At 37.6% G+C, this 19,821-nt stretch carries 24 protein-coding genes and 1 tRNA gene; 19 read left to right on the top strand and 6 right to left on the bottom strand.

Features of this window, described 5'->3' with window-relative positions:
* Nucleotides 1-48 precede the first annotated feature (48 nt).
* The gene (gene phoU / locus QFZ72_RS09565; RefSeq protein WP_307432331.1) at nucleotides 49-708 is read left to right on the top strand and encodes a phosphate signaling complex protein PhoU; all 660 of its coding nucleotides are present in this window, start codon (nucleotides 49-51) and stop codon (nucleotides 706-708) included.
* A gap of 66 nt (nucleotides 709-774) precedes the next feature.
* Here the strand turns inward: phoU and QFZ72_RS09570 are convergent, their stop codons facing one another.
* The gene (locus QFZ72_RS09570) at nucleotides 775-1,251 is read right to left on the bottom strand and encodes an MltG/YceG/YrrL family protein (protein ID WP_307432334.1); all 477 of its coding nucleotides are present in this window, start codon (nucleotides 1,249-1,251) and stop codon (nucleotides 775-777) included.
* Nucleotides 1,248-1,595 (bottom strand): hypothetical protein, encoded by a 348-nt coding sequence (locus tag QFZ72_RS09575; RefSeq protein ID WP_307432337.1) that lies wholly within the window; start codon nucleotides 1,593-1,595, stop codon nucleotides 1,248-1,250. Before QFZ72_RS09575 ends, QFZ72_RS09570 begins: the two co-directional genes overlap by 4 nt.
* A gap of 171 nt (nucleotides 1,596-1,766) precedes the next feature.
* Between QFZ72_RS09575 and QFZ72_RS09580 the strand changes: the two genes are divergently transcribed.
* From QFZ72_RS09580 to QFZ72_RS09645, 14 genes are all read left to right on the top strand, one after another.
* Nucleotides 1,767-2,213 carry a DUF4912 domain-containing protein gene (locus QFZ72_RS09580; protein ID WP_307432341.1) on the top strand — a complete coding sequence of 149 codons (447 nt, stop codon included), beginning with the start codon at nucleotides 1,767-1,769 and terminating at the stop codon, nucleotides 2,211-2,213.
* Nucleotides 2,214-2,228: 15 nt separating this feature from the next.
* On the top strand, nucleotides 2,229-4,871 hold the full coding sequence (locus QFZ72_RS09585) for a 1,4-alpha-glucan branching protein domain-containing protein (RefSeq protein WP_307432343.1): 2,643 nt from the start codon (nucleotides 2,229-2,231) through the stop codon (nucleotides 4,869-4,871).
* Between the two features lie 13 nt (nucleotides 4,872-4,884).
* Complete coding sequence (locus QFZ72_RS09590; RefSeq protein WP_307432346.1) at nucleotides 4,885-5,934, top strand: nucleotidyltransferase family protein; 1,050 nt, start codon at nucleotides 4,885-4,887, stop codon at nucleotides 5,932-5,934.
* Between the two features lie 118 nt (nucleotides 5,935-6,052).
* Nucleotides 6,053-6,202, top strand: a complete 150-nt coding sequence (rpmG, locus tag QFZ72_RS09595) for a 50S ribosomal protein L33 (RefSeq protein ID WP_070875478.1) — start codon at nucleotides 6,053-6,055, stop codon at nucleotides 6,200-6,202.
* Nucleotides 6,203-6,275: 73 nt separating this feature from the next.
* Nucleotides 6,276-6,839, top strand: coding sequence for a 5-formyltetrahydrofolate cyclo-ligase (locus QFZ72_RS09600; protein ID WP_373464676.1), 564 nt, complete (start codon nucleotides 6,276-6,278; stop codon nucleotides 6,837-6,839).
* Nucleotides 6,832-7,602 (top strand): DUF92 domain-containing protein, encoded by a 771-nt coding sequence (locus QFZ72_RS09605; RefSeq protein ID WP_307432353.1) that lies wholly within the window; start codon nucleotides 6,832-6,834, stop codon nucleotides 7,600-7,602. Before QFZ72_RS09600 ends, QFZ72_RS09605 begins: the two co-directional genes overlap by 8 nt.
* Before the next feature lie 58 nt (nucleotides 7,603-7,660).
* A complete protein-coding gene (locus tag QFZ72_RS09610) occupies nucleotides 7,661-7,837 on the top strand; it encodes a hypothetical protein (RefSeq protein ID WP_307432356.1) in 177 nt (58 codons plus the stop codon).
* Between the two features lie 107 nt (nucleotides 7,838-7,944).
* Nucleotides 7,945-9,102, top strand: a complete 1,158-nt coding sequence (locus tag QFZ72_RS09615) for a rhomboid family intramembrane serine protease (RefSeq protein ID WP_307432359.1) — start codon at nucleotides 7,945-7,947, stop codon at nucleotides 9,100-9,102.
* Between the two features lie 176 nt (nucleotides 9,103-9,278).
* Nucleotides 9,279-9,479 carry a YqgQ family protein gene (locus QFZ72_RS09620; protein ID WP_252201595.1) on the top strand — a complete coding sequence of 67 codons (201 nt, stop codon included), beginning with the start codon at nucleotides 9,279-9,281 and terminating at the stop codon, nucleotides 9,477-9,479.
* 67 nt (nucleotides 9,480-9,546) lie between these two features.
* Nucleotides 9,547-10,515: an ROK family glucokinase gene (locus tag QFZ72_RS09625; protein ID WP_307432365.1), complete on the top strand. Its 969-nt coding sequence runs from the start codon at nucleotides 9,547-9,549 to the stop codon at nucleotides 10,513-10,515.
* Between the two features lie 331 nt (nucleotides 10,516-10,846).
* Complete coding sequence (locus QFZ72_RS09630; RefSeq protein WP_307432367.1) at nucleotides 10,847-12,751, top strand: LTA synthase family protein; 1,905 nt, start codon at nucleotides 10,847-10,849, stop codon at nucleotides 12,749-12,751.
* Between the two features lie 130 nt (nucleotides 12,752-12,881).
* Nucleotides 12,882-14,021, top strand: coding sequence for a M14 family metallopeptidase (locus QFZ72_RS09635; protein WP_307432370.1), 1,140 nt, complete (start codon nucleotides 12,882-12,884; stop codon nucleotides 14,019-14,021).
* A 64-nt stretch (nucleotides 14,022-14,085) separates the two neighbouring features.
* The gene (locus QFZ72_RS09640) at nucleotides 14,086-15,192 is read left to right on the top strand and encodes a YqgU-like beta propeller domain-containing protein (protein ID WP_373464677.1); all 1,107 of its coding nucleotides are present in this window, start codon (nucleotides 14,086-14,088) and stop codon (nucleotides 15,190-15,192) included.
* Nucleotides 15,193-15,219: 27 nt separating this feature from the next.
* Nucleotides 15,220-15,534: an MTH1187 family thiamine-binding protein gene (locus QFZ72_RS09645; protein ID WP_307432376.1), complete on the top strand. Its 315-nt coding sequence runs from the start codon at nucleotides 15,220-15,222 to the stop codon at nucleotides 15,532-15,534.
* A gap of 232 nt (nucleotides 15,535-15,766) precedes the next feature.
* Here the strand turns inward: QFZ72_RS09645 and QFZ72_RS09650 are convergent, their stop codons facing one another.
* Nucleotides 15,767-15,940: a DUF2759 domain-containing protein gene (locus tag QFZ72_RS09650; RefSeq protein ID WP_307432379.1), complete on the bottom strand. Its 174-nt coding sequence runs from the start codon at nucleotides 15,938-15,940 to the stop codon at nucleotides 15,767-15,769.
* Nucleotides 15,941-16,024: 84 nt separating this feature from the next.
* Complete coding sequence (locus tag QFZ72_RS09655) at nucleotides 16,025-16,489, bottom strand: hypothetical protein (RefSeq protein ID WP_307432384.1); 465 nt, start codon at nucleotides 16,487-16,489, stop codon at nucleotides 16,025-16,027.
* Between the two features lie 83 nt (nucleotides 16,490-16,572).
* Here QFZ72_RS09655 and QFZ72_RS09660 point away from each other — a divergent pair, with 83 nt between their 5' ends.
* Both QFZ72_RS09660 and QFZ72_RS09665 read left to right on the top strand, forming a co-directional pair.
* A complete protein-coding gene (locus QFZ72_RS09660) occupies nucleotides 16,573-17,205 on the top strand; it encodes an MBL fold metallo-hydrolase (RefSeq protein WP_307432387.1) in 633 nt (210 codons plus the stop codon).
* Nucleotides 17,195-18,304, top strand: coding sequence for a class I SAM-dependent methyltransferase (locus tag QFZ72_RS09665; RefSeq protein ID WP_307432390.1), 1,110 nt, complete (start codon nucleotides 17,195-17,197; stop codon nucleotides 18,302-18,304). The genes QFZ72_RS09660 and QFZ72_RS09665 overlap by 11 nt, the downstream gene beginning before the upstream one ends.
* 42 nt (nucleotides 18,305-18,346) lie before the next feature.
* Here QFZ72_RS09665 and QFZ72_RS09670 read toward each other — a convergent pair whose 3' ends face one another.
* Nucleotides 18,347-18,592, bottom strand: coding sequence for a DUF2626 domain-containing protein (locus tag QFZ72_RS09670; RefSeq protein WP_070876617.1), 246 nt, complete (start codon nucleotides 18,590-18,592; stop codon nucleotides 18,347-18,349).
* Nucleotides 18,593-18,861: 269 nt separating this feature from the next.
* On the opposite strand from QFZ72_RS09670, the gene QFZ72_RS09675 reads away from it, so the two are divergent.
* Together QFZ72_RS09675 and QFZ72_RS09680 are read left to right on the top strand one after the other, a co-directional pair.
* Entirely contained in the window at nucleotides 18,862-19,242 is a 381-nt protein-coding gene (locus tag QFZ72_RS09675; protein ID WP_307432394.1) for a Spx/MgsR family RNA polymerase-binding regulatory protein, read from the top strand.
* Nucleotides 19,243-19,429: 187 nt separating this feature from the next.
* The gene (locus QFZ72_RS09680; protein ID WP_307432397.1) at nucleotides 19,430-19,588 is read left to right on the top strand and encodes a hypothetical protein; all 159 of its coding nucleotides are present in this window, start codon (nucleotides 19,430-19,432) and stop codon (nucleotides 19,586-19,588) included.
* A 132-nt stretch (nucleotides 19,589-19,720) separates the two neighbouring features.
* On the opposite strand, the gene QFZ72_RS09685 is transcribed toward QFZ72_RS09680, so the two are convergent.
* A tRNA-Gln gene (locus QFZ72_RS09685) sits at nucleotides 19,721-19,792 on the bottom strand.
* Nucleotides 19,793-19,821: the final 29 nt, after the last annotated feature.

Here is a 19,821-nt window from a genome sequence, read left to right on the forward strand (position 1 = left end):
GCAATCATATTTCATAAAAAAACAGACGAAATTTGGAGGGAACTAAACATGGTGGTTAGAGAGAAATTTGAATACGATTTAAAATTACTGCGTGATAAATTAAATGAAATTGCACAGCTCACAGAGCTTGCTTTAACAGAAGCTATCCAGGCCCTGGAAACTAAAAACGTAGAAGCAGCGCTCGAAATCATTGAAAACGATGAGCGCATTGATGATTTGGATGAGGAAATAAATGATTTGGCGATACTTCTTATTGCAAAACAGCAGCCGGTTGCGATTGATTTAAGACGTATTATCGTTGCCATTAAAATTTCTAATGATATCGAAAGAATGGCTGACTTTGCTGTTAATATTGCTAAATCAACGATTCGAATCGGCGATGAACCTTTATTCAAACCTATTGAAACAATCAAAAAAATGCATGCGCTTGCTGTAGAAATGCTTTCTCTTTCTGTTAAGGCATACAACGAGGAAGATGTCCTATTAGCTAAGAGGGTTGCTGATATGGACGATCAAGTAGATGATTATTATGGACAAACAATCAGAGAGCTTCTCGAAATCATGCCTGAGCGTAAAGAGCTTATGCAGCAGATTACTCAATTAATGTTTGTCTGCAGATATATTGAGCGTACTGCAGATCATGCAACGAATATTTCTGAAAGTGTATTATATCTAGTTAAAGGCAGAAGATATGATTTAAATACATAAACTAAAAGAGCTTGTCACCCATGAGTGACAAGCTCTTTTTTAAGTTTAAGACATTTTCTGCGTTTTTTATTTGACAAGTACATTGACAATTTCGCTGAAGCTCATGCCTTTAGTAAGTTCAAAAGTTCCCATGCGCACCTTTGTGTGATAATTCCCATTAATGACAAACTCGTTAAAATCCTTTGCAGAGGCAATGACGCCTTCTTGTTCCAGGATGTCAGAAACATCACCTGTATTCATGCCTTCTACAATTTTTAACGTGTACTTTTCATTTTGAGGCTTTTCTTCAGTAGGGGCTTCGGCTTGCTCTTGTTTTTCAATCAGTGTTGTTTCTTTAAAGGCAATAAGCTCGTCATACTCTTTTGTATCGATCGCTGTCTGGCCATTTTTCATTAAAAATTCTTTAATATCATTCTCGGAAACTTCATTGTTTACAGGAGCAGCTGCTTTTTCATTGCTGTTACCTATAAAATATGTAGCAGCAAGAACAGATGTAGACAAAATCATTCCGGCTGCGAATGATTGTAATCCTTTTTTGCTCATGTTAAGACCCTCTCATTCTTTCTAAGAATGGTTCCGATCTCTTCTTCGCTTAAGTATTCAGATCTTGCAATTGCTTCAGTGGATAATCCTTGATTATGTTTCAAAATGATACGCTGAAGCGTCTGAGGGTCAATCGATTCATTATCAGTATGCTCCAAATCATTTTGAAGAATTTCTTCTTCAAGCACTCTGACTTTTTTCTTCAGCTTGTATATTTCTTGCATCGAAGAAACAGACAGGTGTTCAACTTCCTGTTCAATATCTTTTACGTGATCTCTCTGAAAGAAAGAGATGCCAATTAAAAGAATGCTGACTACAAACAGGGCAATGATCATAATCTCCATATTTATTCACCTTCTAATATTTTTTCCCTTTTTCTTTATATCATAGATTTGATACATTCTAAAGGGTAATATGTAAATTGTCGAAAAATGTCTTAATTCAAGTTATTTTCTCATGGATTATTCTTATGTCATAATAATAACAGCAATGAACAATGAAAGGGATGAAGCCCTTTGGTAAATCAGACCTCGATGGATCAATTAAACCATCTGCATGGAGATGCAATGACTCTTATAATGAAAAATCCATCTGTTTTGTATTTACAGTGGAATGTAGGGTTTAAAACTGAGATTGCGCTCTCCATATTATGCAGGGAGCCTTTTTCTTCTCTGAAAAAAACGTTAAGACTTTATCAAATAAAGAAAAGCTCTCTTTACTATAAAGATTTTAAAATCAAAGATGAACACACTTATCTTTTTATTGAAGGCATAGGAGCAGCTTCCAGCTACTATACAGAATTAATTTTGCATACATCTGAAAATGTTAAACTGACTGTTCTGAAGTCAAATGAACTGAAAATGACGAATACTGATGGCAGAGATACTGACTGGACAGCCTATAAAGGGGAACCTGAATCCTGGGAAAAGCAATTCTCAGCTTATACGGTATATGACAAATAGAAGGAGTATTAGCACATGGTGAAAAACAGCATGATCATCCTCCATGCCCACTTGCCTTTCATAACTGACTATACAAATACAGAATATGAACAGCTCTGGCTTTTTGAAGCTCTGTCAGAATCGTATATTCCAATGCTTTGGAGTTTAAACAGTGTGGACAATCCTTCCATAACTATCTCTTTTTCCCCTACTCTTATGGAAATGCTGACCGATAAGAAGACCCAGGAAAAATACCGTTGTCACCTGGACAAAATGATTTTGTTAATCAGATCAGAATTCAGCAGGGCAACTAATGAGGAGCAATCAGTATTACATTTTTATCTTTCTCATTACAATAAGATCATCCAAACCTTTGAAGAATTTAAGGGCAATATTTTAAAAGGATATATTGATCTATTCAAAAAAAGAAAAATTGAGGTTATCACTACATGTGCAACGCATGCAATTCTCCCGTTTCATTGCACGGATGAAGGCATGAAAATGCAAGTGGAAACGGGAATGAAAGTGTTTGAACACCATTTCGGAACAGCTCCAAAAGGGTTTTGGCTGCCGGAAATGGCGATAAATGATCAAACTGTGCAGATTCTCATTCAACAAGGAATTAAATACACATTTGCCGATTCTCCTGAAATAAATGGCCCTGCATTGAACTATAAGGGCCTCACAATTTTTAAACGGAACAGTGAAAAAGCTAATGCTGTATGGGATAAGCATAGTGGATACCCTGCACATCATGTATATCGGGAATATTACCGGGATGTCGGGTTGACAAGAAATTGGGAAGATATTAAAGAGTTTGCATTTCTTAAAAAGACAAGAATCAATACCGGACTAAAACTTTGGAGCATAACTGGAAAGACGGAAGATAAAAAGATTTATAATGATGAAATCGCATTTGAACAAGCTGGAAATGATGCACATAATTTTTTGGAGAGGCTGTGTTCTGCAACTGAGCTTATCGTGCTTCCATTTGATTTTGAGTTATTCGGCCATTGGTGGTTTGAGGGTCCGGCCTTTCTTTCTGAGCTGTTAAAAAAGGAAAACCCGTTTGTTCTCCCTTCTGATTGGCTGAGAAATAAAAATAAGGTCTGCCGCCATGTCGGCTTAGGTTTTTCTACATGGGGGAGAAATGGGTACGGTGATATTTGGCTGAATGAAAAAACAGCGGAATACTTTCAGCACTTTCATTTAATCGAGAAGCAGTTATACAGCCAGTCTGTAAATTCCCGGGAAATGAATACAAGGAAAAAATGGTGTCTTATTAAGGAATGGATGCTTGCCGCAAGCAGCGACTGGACATTCATGATTGGAAACGGCACTTCTGCTGATTATGGACATTATCGTATTCAAAAGCACCTAAATAATTATTACGAACTGAGCGAAAGATCGGATGAAGAATTAGAAAACTATAACCCGGAACCAGATTTATTTACATTTCTTCCATTTAAAAGAAACACATCTGAGTTACAAGAGTGTGCTGTCAGGCCAAGAATACTGATGGTGTCTACAGAATACCCCCCAAATCTTGTTGGGGGGCTCGGAAGACATGTAGATGAGCTGACAAATGCACTTGCTGGACAAAATTATGAAGTTGCGCTTCTTACAATAGCTTCTGATGAAGAACTCCCATTGTATGAGAATCCAGTTCCAAACCTTCATATATACCGGATTCAGTCTATTCAGCAAAAGCATCAGTCGCTCTCTGAGTGGGCCATAAATTACAATCGTGCAATTGTTCAATTTTTAATAAAGAATAGTCACATCAAATATGATTTAGTGCATGTTCATGATTGGCTGACAGCCGGGGCGGGAAGATCTATACAAAAGCTGTTTAAAGTGCCGCTGATTGCCACGATTCATGCGACAGAACTGGGAAGGAACAGCGAGATCGTGACCCCGCTGCAAAAGTACATACAAAGGGAAGAAAGCCTGCTGGTGCAAGCTGCAGATCAAGTGATTGTATGCAGTGACTATATGTTGAAAGAGGTCACAGAGCAATTTCACATACATTCTGAAAAACTAACTGTAATCCCTAATGGAATAAATCTTTTAAAAAATAATATGTATGATAAAAATTCACCAAAGCGCAATGATATATCATTGACTGGGCAGCCTTATCTTTTCTCGATGGGAAGACTTGTCGCAGAAAAAGGTTTTGATGTGCTGTTATCCGCTCTACCGGGTATTTTGAAGCGTTTTCCTAAAATCCGCATTGTTATAGCAGGAGATGGGCCGCATCGCAACGAATATGAAAAAAAAGCGAAAGAATTGAACGTTCATGAAAATGTAACATTCCTTGGTTTTATAGATGAAGACCTTATACATATACTCCTTACGCACTGTGAGATGAATATTATTCCGAGCTATTATGAACCATTTGGAATTGTTGCACTGGAGAGCATGGCAGCGAAAAAACTGACAATTGCTGCAAATACCGGCGGGTTAAAAGAGATTATCAAGCACAATGAAAATGGCCTCCTATTTGAGCGGGGAAATTCAAAAGCTTTGGCATCAGCTATCTTAGAGGCACTCCAACATAAAGAGCGGGCAGACCGTCTGGCTCAACAGGGATATAAAGAAATTTTGAGCCGTTTTGCCTATGAACATATCGTGAAAAAAGTTATTCAAGAGTATGAAGTGCTTTATCATAAAAGATAAGGAGCTGAAAAATGTGAAAGCTGTGATCCTCGCAGGCGGAGAAGGCTGCAGGCTTAGACCTCTTACAAATCACTGTCCAAAACCAATGGTCCCTATATTAAACAAGCCTGTCATGGAATATAGCATTGAGTTATTAAAAAGACATGGAATCACTGATATTATTATGACTGTGCATTATCTGTCATCTTCCATCCGGTCCCATTTTGGCGACGGTTCAAAATGGGGTGTCACCATTACTTACAGTGAAGACGGAATGCCTCTCGGTACAGCAGGAAGTGTAAAACTGGCAGAGCAAATGCTGACAGAATCATTTCTTGTGATAAGCGGAGATATTCTGACTGATTTTGATTTGAGTGCAGGAATACAGCATCATGAGGATCAGCTTGCAGCAGCGACTATCTTTACAAAACCGCTGGATTTGCCGATCGAGTATGGAGTACTTTTGTCTTCAGATAAAAAAATGGATAAGATGTTCGAGAAGCCAAACTGGAGCGACCTCACTAAACATTCAATTAATACGGGGATTTATATTCTGGACCCAAAGATATTTACCTATCTCGAAGATTTTACTCATTATGACTTCAGTAAAGATGTTTTTCCTGCAATCTTAAAGCATAATGAGAAAATCAGTATTTTTGAAGCTGAGGGATATTGGTCTGATATTGGGACACTTGCAACATATCGCGAGGCTCAGTTTGACATGCTCCATCATAAAGTCAATCTTCCTTCTAAGGGCAAAGAGATAGCTAAAGGCATCTGGATGGAGGATGGTGTGACCATTCATGATGATGTGACATTAAAAGGACCGATATATATAAGCAGGAACACGATCATTCATGAAGGCGCTATAGTAGGTCCGCAGACGGTTCTCTCAGAGTCTGTTATTATCCATGAAAAATCAGAAATTACCCATTCGATTTTATGGGAAAATAGCTATGTGGGAAAATCCTGCAGCTTAGGCGGGATGATTGGCCACTGTCAGATTCAGGATCATTCAGCGCTCGCAGATATAAATGAAGAGACGGTTAATGCCTGGAGAGAATATACGAAAAGGGATTCTTAACTCTCTTCTTTTCATAGATTGAAGAAAAAAATAAAATAATGTGGAATTTCTTTTTTAAAAATGCTATTATAGTTAAGTCTGATTTAGTATAAGTTTTTTAGTTTGGAGGGAAATCAACATGCGCGTTAATCTTACATTAGCTTGCACAGAGTGCGGCGAACGTAATTACATTTCTAAAAAGAATAAACGTAATAACCCGGATCGTATGGAGCTTAAAAAATATTGCTCTAGAGAGAAAAAGGTTACATTACACCGCGAAACAAAGTAAGCAGCAGGAATTTATTTCCTTGCTGTTTTTTTTATACATACAAATACTGGGTAAGGGGAGAGTTTTTAGAATGCTGAAAACAAAACTTAGAAATGACGTAAAACGCAAGCTCGAATCTTTAGACTTTGATACATACAAAAAGAATTGCGAACGTATAAATAAAAGACTTTTTAAGCAATCCTTCTGGCAGCAGAGCAAGACAATAGCCATTACCATTTCAAATGGCAAAGAAGTGGACACAAGCCTGATCATTCAAGAGGCCTTAAAGCAAAATAAGAGAGTGGCAATTCCTAAATGCTATCCAGGGCAAAAGAAAATGGAATTTCGGACGTTTCAATCAACAGATCAGCTTGAAACTGTTTATTTTGGCTTAAAAGAGCCTGTTGTTTCAAAAACAGACCCAGTTTTCCCTGATGAAATCGATCTTCTCATAGTTCCTGGGATATGCTATGACAGAAATGGCTATAGAATTGGCTATGGCGGGGGTTATTATGATAGGTACTTGACACTATACAGCGGTTTAACTGTTTCACTAGCTTTTGAAATTCAATTGGTTTCATGTATTCCTGCTGAAGCACATGATCTGCCTGTCCATCAAATTTTGACGGAAAATGAGGTGATTATAACAAGTGAGTGATCATTTTCTTGCCATATCCTTTATTCTCCTGATTTCAATTGCAGGGCTGAAGATGAAGTCATTAACCATTAGCGGAGCTGTTGCTGCATGCTTTATTGGTATTTCTATTTTTGCAGGCTTCGGCTATCCGGGATTGATTTTACTCGGAATTTTCTTTGGAAGCTCAAGTTTTTGGAGCAAGTTTAAGCGTGATCAAAAAAAGAGTGTAGACGATTTACTTGTAAAAGGGGATCAGAGAGACGCCATTCAAGTGTTGGCAAATGGAGGTGTTTCTGCATTCATCAGCATTGTAAATGCTTTTATGCCATTTGACGGGAGTTTCACGGTTTACAGCGCTTCTATCGCTGCAGCAAACGCGGATACATGGGCATCTGAAATAGGAACACTCAGCAAAAAAATGCCAAGAATGATTTTTACTTTGAAGCAGGTAAAGAAAGGAACATCAGGAGCTGTAAGTTCTCTTGGAACTGCATCAGCATTCTCCGGTGCATGGCTGATAGGAATTTCAGCTTATTTGGTTTATTCGATTCAAGCTGGGGATTTACTGCTTATCATTATGCTTGGATTCATGGGCAATTTGATAGATACGGTGCTCGGCGCTTCTATTCAGGTGCAATATCAATGTCCGGCCTGCGGGAAAAAAACAGAACGATACTCGCATTGTCAGAAACAGGGTAATAAAATAAAAGGATTTTTAAACAATGATGCAGTTAATTTTTCAGCTATTCTTGCGGCTTCTTTGTTAGCGGTCCTTATTTACTGAAAGAAAATACGGATAAAAAAGGGGATCCCAGCAAAAAGTATCACTAGGAGGGATGAAGATGCGAAAATTAAATTCTATACTTCTTATGGTACTCGCAATGCTTGCTTTTTACCAGTATCGTTACCGTCTGATGAACGTCGTGCTCAGTCAGCCGAATATTCGCCACTTTTTTATCCAGATGTCCATGAGAATTCCATTTATCAGGGAAAAATTTATGTTTCGTGCTTTTCGTTAACGCTCACCTGTTTGGTAAACAGGTGTTTTTTTATTTGAAAAGCACAATTCTTTAACAACATTCATTTAAGTTGATATACTATTGATAAAAAGTTCGGAGAGAAGAAAATGGGAATTAAGCAGGATGAGCTTTTCTGGAAGTTAATCCATGATGTTGTCACGAGGCATGATTATCAGATGATCCGTTTATCAGATGATGAGCAGGAAGTCTTGCTTGGTACATATAACAATAAAGAGTTTCAAATTGTTCGCTTTATTAGAAAGGACCTTGATTGGGGAAGTCAGCTGCAGCAGGATATTGAAAGAACAGCGATGCATATTGACCACATTCGCAAACAGTCCTGGAAGCATCCCATACAATTATTAAATGTGTATATTTCTGCGTATCCGCCGGTAGATCATTGGGAGTTTCGAATTGAAAAACCTTTTCATGAGGGACAAACCACTTTAAAATCAGTTGTTGTTCATAAAGATAATGAAGAGAAGATCCTCTATTACCTTGAAAAGCTGCTTGGAGTCAGCCTAACTGCTAAAACATCAGATACAATTAACACTGCCATTTTAAAAAGTGAAGCAATTTCTCACTCAAATCGCAGAATAAAAGAAGAAAAACAAATTTTCAATTTTGGAAAACCAATCTTCACCTACACGTTTACTGCTGTCCAAATCTTTATGTTTATGCTTTTAGAAGCAGCAGGCGGAAGTCAAAACACACAAACCTTAATTCAGTTTGGAGCCAAATACAACCCCTCTATTATTAGCGGTGAATGGTGGCGTCTCTTTACCCCGATTATTCTCCACATTGGCATGCTTCATCTCTTGATGAACACGCTGGCATTAATTTATATTGGCAGCGCCGTTGAGAAGATGTACGGTTCTGTTAAATTTTTAGTCATTTACTTATTTGCAGGTGCAGCAGGGACGCTTGCAAGCTTTGCTCTGAGTCCTTCCATATCTGCAGGAGCTTCAGGAGCCATCTTTGGATGTTTCGGTGCATTGCTTTATTTAGGAATTAGCAAACCAAAGCTGTTTTTCAGAACGATTGGGTCCAATTTAATATTCATTATTGTGCTTAATCTTCTTTTTGGATTTGCTGTGCCGAATATTGATAATGCAGGTCATCTTGGAGGCTTGTTTGGGGGTTTTTTAGCTGCGCTGATTGTTCAGCTCCCAAAACAGCACAAATGGGGACTGAGGCTGATTGGAGCTTTACTGTCCATTCTGTTTGTAGTTTTTGCATACTATTATGGAGTCTATTATGCATAAGTATTCTAAAAAAGCTTCAGGAGGGCAGGAAACTGCTCTTTTTCACTTTAATAAACCTCCCAAATTCTCGATCAGTACGGATATTTCCTTTTTAGCTGATAATTCTCTTGACGCACTACGACATTCCTTTATACTTTAATGTAGTTAGATTAAGCTTCAAATGAGTAGGTGGAAAAGTGAAAACAATCTATGATATTCAGCAGCTTTTAAAAAAGTATGGAACAATCATATACATTGGAGATCGTTCAGCTGATTTAGAACTGATGGAAATGGAAGTCAGACAGCTGTTTGAATCAAATCTTATCGAAGTTCAGGATTACCAGATGGCTGTGCTGCTTTTAAGACAAGAGGGCCAGCGCGTGAGGAAGAAAAATTAAAGCAAACCGTTCAATGAATTGTGCAAACGGTTTCTTAGAAAAATATAAACAAAGGATGGCAGAGACAATGATAGATAAATGGCTAGTAGGAATTGACTTAGGCGGAACAACAATTAAGATGGCGTTTATCAGCCATTATGGGGAAATGATCGAAAAATGGGAAATACCGACAGATAAAAGCGGAAAAACGATAACAACAGATATTGCAAAAGCAATCGATGCTAAACTTGCAGAACTCGGACAAACGAAGTCAAAACTTGCCGGAATTGGCATGGGAGCCCCCGGTCCTGTGAATTTAGAGACAGGCCTTGTTTATGAAACAGTAAACTTAGGCTGGAAGAACTACCCGCTAAAGCATCATCTTGAAATCGAAACAGGTTTAAAAGCGGTAATCGACAATGATGCAAATATTGCTGCTATCGGAGAAATGTGGAAAGGTGCCGGCGACGGAGCGAAAGATGTTATATGTGTCACTTTAGGTACAGGAGTAGGAGGAGGCATCATTTCAAATGGCATTGTCGTGCATGGTGTGAATGGAGCTGGCGGTGAGATCGGCCATATAACTTCTGTAGTAGAGGGAGGAGCCCCTTGCAATTGCGGCAAAGAAGGATGCCTTGAAACAATTGCTTCTGCAACCGGAATTGTAAGGCTTGCTGTAGAAAAGCTGAATAAGAGCGATTCACCTAGTACTCTAAGAAAATTATATGAGGAAAATGGAAGTATTTCGTCAAGAGATGTTTTTGAAGCATCTGAACAAGGCGATTTAGTTGCTTCAGAGGTTGTTGAGTATATTACAAAACAATTGGGCCTTGCTCTTGCCAATTTATCCAACGGTTTAAACCCGGAGAAGATTGTCATTGGCGGAGGTGTTTCAAAAGCGGGCGAACATTTAAGAAAAAATACAGAAAAATATTTTAAGCGTTTTGCATTTCCCCGCGTGGCAGAGGGAGCTTCCATTTCAATTGCTACTTTAGGCAATGATGCCGGAGTCATCGGCGGAGCTTGGCTTGTAAAAACAAACCTTTCAACAGTTTGATGCACATATAAATAATATAATAAGTCATAATATGAAGGAGCCTTTCTTTGTGAGATAAGGCTCCTTTATTATTGCTGAATATTCTGAATAATTTTATTTCGGTAAATTTGAAACTTTTTTAGGTTTTATACGTCTAACTATAGGGTAAAACGAATAAGCTGAACATTATTATTCTATCATCCTATTGTAAGGGGAATGTTAAAAACGATTGATTTTTTGTTAAAGAAGTATTAAGATATGATTTAGTTGTTTCATATCAGCCTAATTTATGGAAAATATATAAATGGAATATAATCGTTACGCAGGTTCTAACGTATGAGGAGGTTATGAAATGCGTATTAAATCACTTTCTAAAATTTCATTTTTACTAATTGCGACATTGTTTCTGTGGGTGAAAACATACATTGTCTATAAAACTAGCTTTGACATTAAAATTGAAAACTTCACACAGGAATTTATCCTGTTCATAAACCCATTAAGCTTTCTGCTGTTCATTTTTGGTTTTGGACTGTTTATGAAAGAGAAGAATCGAAACAGGTACATTTTGGGGGCAAGCATCATTGTAACAGCTGTCCTTATTGCCAATATTGTTTTCTACCGATTCTTTAATGATTTCTTAACCATTCCTGTTTTATTCCAGACCAGCAATATGGGTGATCTTGGAAGCAGTATTTCTTCACTCTTTGAACCAATTGATTTATTGCTTTTGGTTGATATTGTCATTCTTTTTTGGCTTATGAGACGTCCAAGATTCCAAACTCAGGCAACTGTGACAAGAAAAGAAAAAACAGCTTTCTATCTTTTAGTGGCTGGTGTATTTTTCTTCAACCTTGGACTTGCTGAAACAGAGCGTCCGCAGCTTTTAACACGATCATTCGATAGAGAAATGCTTGTTAAAAATATCAGTGTTTATAACTTCCATATTTACGACGGAGTTCTGCAGTCGAAAACATCTGCTCAGCGTGCTCTCGCTGACAGCAACAGTCTTACTGAAATTGAGAACTATGTAAAAGCTAATAAAAAAGAACCAAATGATGAAATGTTCGGCATTGCTGAAGGCCGAAATGTGATTATGGTTTCATTAGAATCTACACAGAGCTTTGTCATCAATGAAAAAATTAACGGAAAAGAGATAACACCATTCCTTAATGACTTTATTGGAGAAAGCTACAATTTTGATAATTTCTATCATCAGACAGGCCAGGGGAAAACATCGGATTCAGAGTTTATCGTTGATAACTCGCTTTATCCTCTTGGACGCGGTGCAGTATTTTTCACAAACAGCAATAACGAATATGTAGCTACTCCGGAATTATTAAAAGATAAAGGCTACTACTCGACTGTATTTCATGCAAACAATAAAAGCTTCTGGAATCGTGATATCATGTATCAGGCTTTAGGATATGACAGATTCTTTGATGTGAATGATTACGAAGTAAACGAAGAAAATTCTGTCGGCTGGGGACTTAAAGACAAGGAGTTCTTTGAACAATCTGTTGATCATATGAAAGAATTGCCGCAGCCATTTTACAGCAAGCATATTACACTCACAAATCACTTCCCATTCGAACTGAATGAAGAAGACAAAATGGTAGATGAATTTAATTCAAATAGCAAAACATTGAATAACTACTTCCCGACTGTCCGTTATCAGGACGAAGCTTTGAAAAATTTCATTCAAAAGCTTAAAGATGAAGGGTTATATGAGAACTCAATAATTGTTTTATACGGTGATCACTATGGAATTTCAGAAAACCATAATGCTGCAATGGGTCAATTTTTAGGCAAAGAAGTCACGCCTTTTGATGAAATTCAGCTGCAGAGGGTTCCGTTTGTCGTTCATATTCCAGGTGTAACAGATAAAAATCCTGAAACAATTTCAGATGTCTCAGGTCAAATAGACATTCGTCCAACACTTATGCATTTATTAGGCATCGAGACGAAAGATGAAATTGAATTTGGCAAAGATTTATTCTCAAAAGACAAATTGCCTTTTACCGTTCTGCGTGATGGAAGCTTCATTACAGACAAATTCGTATATACGAGCGGAACATGCTACGACAAATCAACCGGTGAACCGGCTGAAGATAAAAAAGCATGTGAGCCGTATATGGAAAAAGCAAAGCAGGAATTAAATTACTCAGATAAAATCATCTATGGAGATTTATTGCGCTTCTATGATGAAATGAAAAATGGAAAAGATGAGAAAGAATCTAAGGAAGAATCAAATAAATAAATGATCAAAAGCTTTGGCCTTTAGGCCAAAGCTTTTTTTGTCAGTCTTTCTGACTGTTTTAAAGCGTTTAACAAGAATAGGGAAGTTGAATCATATGCTAATAATAACCAAACATCAGGGAGGAATCTGAATGAAAGTCAGAGCAGGAAAAAGCACAAATCTAAAGGAGCTCTCAAGTATATTAAACGTTCATGAGCAGCTGCTTTATGATTCAAATCCTCATTTAAAATCAACGTTCATAAAGTCTGGTGAGACATTCAATATCCCTTATACAGAAAAATTGAATTGTCACATATCGTCCACTTCCAATAAGGCCCCAGTTAGGAATATAATAGACTTTTATGAGAGTAATGACTGCCTGCCAAAATCATCCGAGTTTATCCAAAAAAAACGGGCATATGATTACAATGTTCTTCTTGAAGATCTGGAAAAAGTAACGGAAGCCTTTCCGTTTATAGAGAAGTGGTCGATCGGACAAAGTGTACTCGGTCTTCCTATTTTTGAACTCCTGATTGGAACCGGCACAAAAAAGGTTCATATGAATGGATCATTTCATGCTAATGAGTGGATTACAACATCCGTATTAATGTGCTGGCTTCATGAGTATTTGGAAGCAGTAGTAGATGGGGGTACATTTGAAGGGCATGCTGCGATGGATCTGTATCAGAATACGACTTTATCTTTTGTTCCAATGGTTAATCCTGATGGGGTCCAGCTTGTGATAAATGGACTGCCGCCTGAGCATTCCCATTACCAATCCGTTATGTTTATTAATAACAACAGTTTAGATTTTGAGCAATGGAAAGCCAATATTAATGGAGTCGATCTGAATAATCAGTATCCTGCATTCTGGGATATAGAAAAGGAAAGAAAAATCCCTAAATTTCCTGCCTCGAGAGATTACCCTGGAGATGCTCCTCTAACAGAACCGGAATCTATTGCAATGGCAAAGCTTGCTGATGCTGGTGGATTTGACCTCATAGTGGCTGTACATACCCAGGGAGAGGAGATCTATTGGGGATACATGAACTGTGAACCGGAGGAAGCATTGTCCATTGTGACTGAATACAGCCGCCTCAGCGGGTATAAAGCTATAAAGAATTTAGACAGTCATGCGGGTTTCCGGGATTGGTTTATTTATGAAAAGAAAAAATGCGGTTTCACCATAGAACTTGGCATTGGTGTCAATCCGCTGCCGCTAAATCAATTTGATGAGATATATGAGAAGAGCAGAGGGATATTCTGGGCTTCATTATATTCTTTAAAATGATGAAACAATTTGAGTGAATAAAACGTAATACAAGATGTGAGACAGTAGAGGGGAGCATTCGTTGATGAGATTCAGAGTAACACTAATAGCAATCATAACGGCAATATTATTCACTGGCTGTTCGCAGCAATCTCATCAACCTCATGGTGTTTCTGAACTTGCAGAGATAAGAAAGCCAGGAACAGAAGAACGATATATATCTGTTGATTTTCTTGAGGAAAAAAACCTTATTCCATTATCGGATGAGAATTTCTTTTCAGTTGAAGGCTGGCTTGATAACCAGCATATTCTTTACTTAAGCGAAAATGCGGAAAAATCAACGGCTTATAAATACAATCTCTTTACAGGAGAAAAAGAAAAACTCTTTGAATCGTCAGCTTCTATCGTGCAGCTCGAATTGAATCCTGAAAAAAATTTAATTCTTGTTCACGCCAGTCCATCAAGCTTTGAAGCAGAAATTACGATTATCGATCCAATGGGAAATGTGAAAACGAAACGGACAATTCCCTCTTCCGAACTTACTTTTTCATGGAGTCCGACAGGGGAACGATTGTTTTTGACCTCTTTTGATGAAAACTGGACGTTTCAAACCTTCATATTGAATATGAGTGATTTTTCATTAGATAAAAATCCCGTGAAAATTCCATTTATACAGTGGCTGTCTGATGAGGAAGTAACGTATCTAAAATGGGATGAAGCCGAACCCCAATTAACGGCTCCTTTGTATAAGCATTCATTAGTAAGTAAGAAAGATGTTTTGATTGAAGAACATATCATTTCTCACGCGAATTTTAAAGATTATTCATTTGCTGTTCAGGTTGAGAATGAAGAAAAATCAATAGGTTCGTATACTTTTTATAATGGAAATTATGAGGATATCATTTATTCTTTTGATGTGGAGCTGCTGCCTCTATACTCGGAATGGCTTGTGCCTGAATTTGATTATTCCAGCAGAAGCGGTCTATTCTATACCTTTGTTCCTGGATCCGTGGAAAATAAATTCGATTTAACAGCTTTCGATCCTAAAAGCAAAAAAACAGAAGTCGTTTTAGCAAATATTGATAACAGCGAAATTAAACTGTCTCCAAATGGGGAACTTGCCTTATATGGATCCTATTTAGAAAATGTGATTAACTTGAAAGACTCCGAAATTAAAGGTATTGTAAAGTGAAAACATCTTAAAAGGCGGTAAAAATATATGGCAATTGCAGACGTAACCATTATTCCTATAGGGACCGAAACAGCAAGTGTAAGTGAATATGTGGCGGCAGTTCAATCCATTCTAAAAGAATATGAACGCGAGGGAAAAATTAAATTTCAGCTGACTCCAATGAATACAATTATTGAGGGTGAATTATCAACCTTGCTTGACGTGATTAAAACCATTCATGAATCACCGTTTGAGAAGGGGATTAAGCGTGTGGCCACAAATATCCGCATCGATGACCGCAGAGATAAAGCTTCAACGATGGAAAGCAAATTGAACAGTGTAAATCTTCACTCAAAATCATAGTTAGTTCCAACAAAAGAAAAAGCGGCTGGGTCTATTTCTGCTTACGCAGACAGACCCTCGCCGCTTTTTGCTATTTCAGGTTATAGGAGTATAAGGTTTGGAGCATTCTTGGCAAGCGTAAGCGACACACTCCCAGGTAAGAAAGGATCAGCCAAAAAAGTCAAACCCGGACCTTTCTGGCTGATCCTTATCTGCTTTACGGAGCTTTAAGAAGGCGCTTGCGCTTTTCTTATTAATGCGCAGTAGGAAATCCATGATTGATGATTGTCATAACGGTGAACCATCCAAATACTGCAAGAGTACCTCCGGCAAAGACAATGCCAAGTACGTTTTTGCCTTTAAACGAGCGGTAAAGTCCGTATACAGACAGTAATGTAACTAGAGTGAATATAATAACTAATCCCATTTTGAAGCCCCCTGACGTATGTAAGTCTTTTTTTAAGTCGAAATGTAAACTGAGAATGAAAAACAAAATATTCCTTTTAATATTTTAAACGTTTTCATTCTTTTTGTCGAGGTCGATTTCAACCGTTACATCATATGATTCAGCAATTTTTCGAACAAGCTCGGAGTCGTTCCTGTCCGCATAAAATGTTTTATCACTGACAGCGATTAAATGTTCCTCAAGCTGCAGCATACACATCTTCATCTGCGTGGAGTCAGTTGACTTGAGCTGAAAATGACAAACCATCTCCTTGAATAGGTAGTGATTCCCTGAATCTGCAATGATTCCGTAGTCAGTATAAGAGCCATATAGCTCTGTGGGTTGCAAAAGGATTAATCGGTGCATGTCTTCAAAGATCTTTTTGGAGATAAAGTTATTTTTTAAGAGGCTTGCCTGCTTGAAACAATCTGTTATCAGTATACTGTTATCTTTATCACAGTATTCATAATCGGTAATAATGTCATTAACATCCGCGTCTGAGTGCCATTCGATTCCATAATAGACTTTCAACCCACATTTCACTCCCATATCATTTAGTTCATGATAAGTTTAGTGTAGAATAGAAAGAAAAAACATGCAATCGGGGTGTTCATATGAAATGGGAGCAGATGCCTTTAGGACCTCTCCAAACAAATTGTTATCTAATTGCGAATTCTATGAAAGAATGTCTTGTCATTGATCCTGGCAGTGAAGGCGGAAAGTTAATTCATCATATTAAAAAAAGAGGATTAAAACCAATCGCTATTCTGCTGACACATGCACACTTTGATCATATCGGCGCAGTCGATGATGTACGCGATCACTTTAAAATACCTGTATACATTCACCGTCAAGAAAAGAAATGGCTTGCAAATCCGGCGATGAACGGTTCGATCGCTTTTATGTCACAGTCCATTTCTGCGCGTGATGCAGATCATTTAATTGACCAGGAAGATATGCTCTCAGTTGGCTCTTTTTCGTGTCAAATATATGAAACACCTGGACATTCACCAGGCAGCATTTCTTATTATTTTAAAGAAAGCGGCTTTGTTGTCTCAGGGGATGCTTTATTCGCAGGAAGCATCGGCAGAACAGATTTGCCGCAGGGTGACCATGGGCAGTTAATAAAAAGCATTCATCAAAAGCTGCTTACTCTGCCGGAGGAAACAATTGTTCTGCCTGGACATGGACAAGAGACGACAATAGAAACTGAAATGGAAAGCAATCCATATTTAAATGGTTTCTAATGAAAAGATGATTCAGCCTGTTATTGAATATATACATAAACAAGGCGGAGCCATTACCTACTCAGAATACATGAATCTTGTCCTTTATCATCCGGAACTCGGGTATTATTCAAAGCGTGAACAGAAAATCGGCAAAGATGGGGACTTCTATACTTCAAGCAATGTTTCTGATATCTTTCCAAAAGTATTTGCCAAACTGTTTTCCCGGCTGGTTAAAAGCGGAGCTGCAGAGCCCGCCTTTTGTGAATTGGGTGGAGGAACTGGCAGATTTCTAACAGCCATGCTCCATGAATGGCAGGAGTTATCTCCAGAAACATTTAAAATACTGAACGTCTATTCCGCTGAAAAAAGCGAGTTTCACAGAGAACTTCAATTAAGCAGTATTAAGATACAGCGCCATACATCTGTTTCTTCCATATCCGAGCTTCCAAAGCCATATAGAGGCATTCTATTTTCAAATGAATTGTTTGATGCCTTTCCTGTAGAAGTCATTGAAAAAAGACATAACCAATTGTTTGAAGTGTATATTTCCTTTAATCAAGAAAGAGGACTTGTTGAAAAGCTTGAACCCTTAAAAAATGATAAAATAAGAAATTACTTAGATTGGCAGAATATCCAGCTCAGCGAAGGACAGCGCTTTGAGATTCCACTCGCGATGCTCGAATATTTAGATGAGATAAATGCCTTAGCTGAGCAGGCAGTCATTGTTACAATTGATTATGGATATTCTAATAAAGAATGGCATCATCCTGCAAGATTTGAAGGGAGCATGCGGGGATACTTCCGGCATAAAATGATGACTCCGCTCGAACGCCCATTTGAAATGGACCTGACTGCGCACATCCACTTCGATGCACTGGAAAAAAGAGCGGAGGAGTTTGGCTGGAGGTTGCTGAAAAGAGAGAGACAGGATCTTTTTTTAGTGAATGCAGGAATCCTTTCTTATCTTAAGGAAAATGGAGAACTCAATCCCTTTGGGGAAGCGGCGAAACAAAATAGAGCGATTCGAAGTTTAATTATGCCTGAGGGGATGAGTTCTTCTTTTCAAGTATATATACATGAAAAGGGGACAAACCTTCAAGGAAAAGATATCTATTAAAAAAGGGTGAGCTGCCAGTGGCAGCTCACCCTTTTTTATTAATTAATGCCCGCCCTGTCCAGGCACCATCATAAACGTCGTCCAATATGTAAAGCCAACGAAGAAAACAGTTAAATATGCTCCAAAAATGTAAATATACATGCGTTCAGATAATTTTAAATAAGATAAAAGCACGAAAAATCCAGTCTGTCCGAAGAATAATAATGAAGTCGTTTTCATATCTCCCAAATAAAACATGACAGCAAAGATGCCAGTCCAAAAGCCTAATACTCGGAACATGCGATCCATATGTCAATCCCTCCTTTGTTTAGTCCCTAAGTCCATCACTTTTTTTATTATAATGTACGTCCAATACCATTGTAAATAGCGTTTACATTCTAGAAGTGCCATTTATGTAACAAAGTGTAAACTTTTTATAAAAAAATGATTGTTTTTAGAGAGGTTATTAATATACAAAAGTTAAACAAATACTATACAACGAAAATAGATATTAAGAATTGCTGGATCTATAAGTTATTTTTAAACAAACCTTATACAAGAATGGGAGATGATGAACAATGAATGAGTTAATTTTTTATAGTTATCCAAGCTGTACATCATGCAGAAAAACGAAGCATTGGCTAAAAGCGCATAACATTAATTTCAGTGAAAAGCATTTGTTTCGTGAAACTCCTTCTTATACAGAATTTCAGAAAATTCTTGAGCTGACAACAGATGGTATGGATGAGATCTTAGCTACCCGCAGCCAAACGTATAAAGATTTAAATTTAAAGATAGATGATCTTCCGTTATCAGATGTAATAAAATTAATCATTGAAGAACCGAAACTTTTAAGAAGACCGATTATAACAGATGGAAAAAAGCTTGTTGTAGGTTATAATCCCCAGGCACTCAAAAAACTTGCAAAGAAGAAGGAAGTTTATAAATCTGTATCATAATTTATAAAGAACGTTCTGTTCTTTATCGGAAACAAAATTCTAAGAAAAATAGAGTAATCTTCAGAAATGCTAAGTAAACGTGATATAAATTAGAAAATCAACCATTTTTAGCCATTTTCATTCCGCCATCTTCTTTGTATAGTGAGTAGAAATAGTTCATTATAAAGAACGAAAAGGTGGAGCTTAAATGACAGAAATTCAATTCTTTTTAGAGGGCATTGGCAATAGAAACGTTGCAACTGATTATTCAAGTCCAAATTACATTTCCGGTGAGATAAGATTGAGAAAGCATCAAAGGAATTCGCTAAAAAAAACAAACTTAAATATATTGATCATGAAATCTTAAACAGCGGTTACCGGGTATATTATATGAAACCGTCATTACTCAAATCAAAGCGCAAACCATACATTTATTACGCAAAAAGAGAAGCATAGAAAAAACCTGCGAACTTTCACAGGTTTTTTTGTATTTAATAAACTGGGCTAGCTGGATTCGAACCAACGCATGACGGAGTCAAAGTCCGTTGCCTTACCGCTTGGCTATAGCCCAATGAAAATCTCTATACATTATTGACAGAA

The organism is Bacillus sp. V2I10 (assembly GCF_030817055.1).
GTDB lineage: Bacteria > Bacillota > Bacilli > Bacillales > Bacillaceae > Bacillus_P.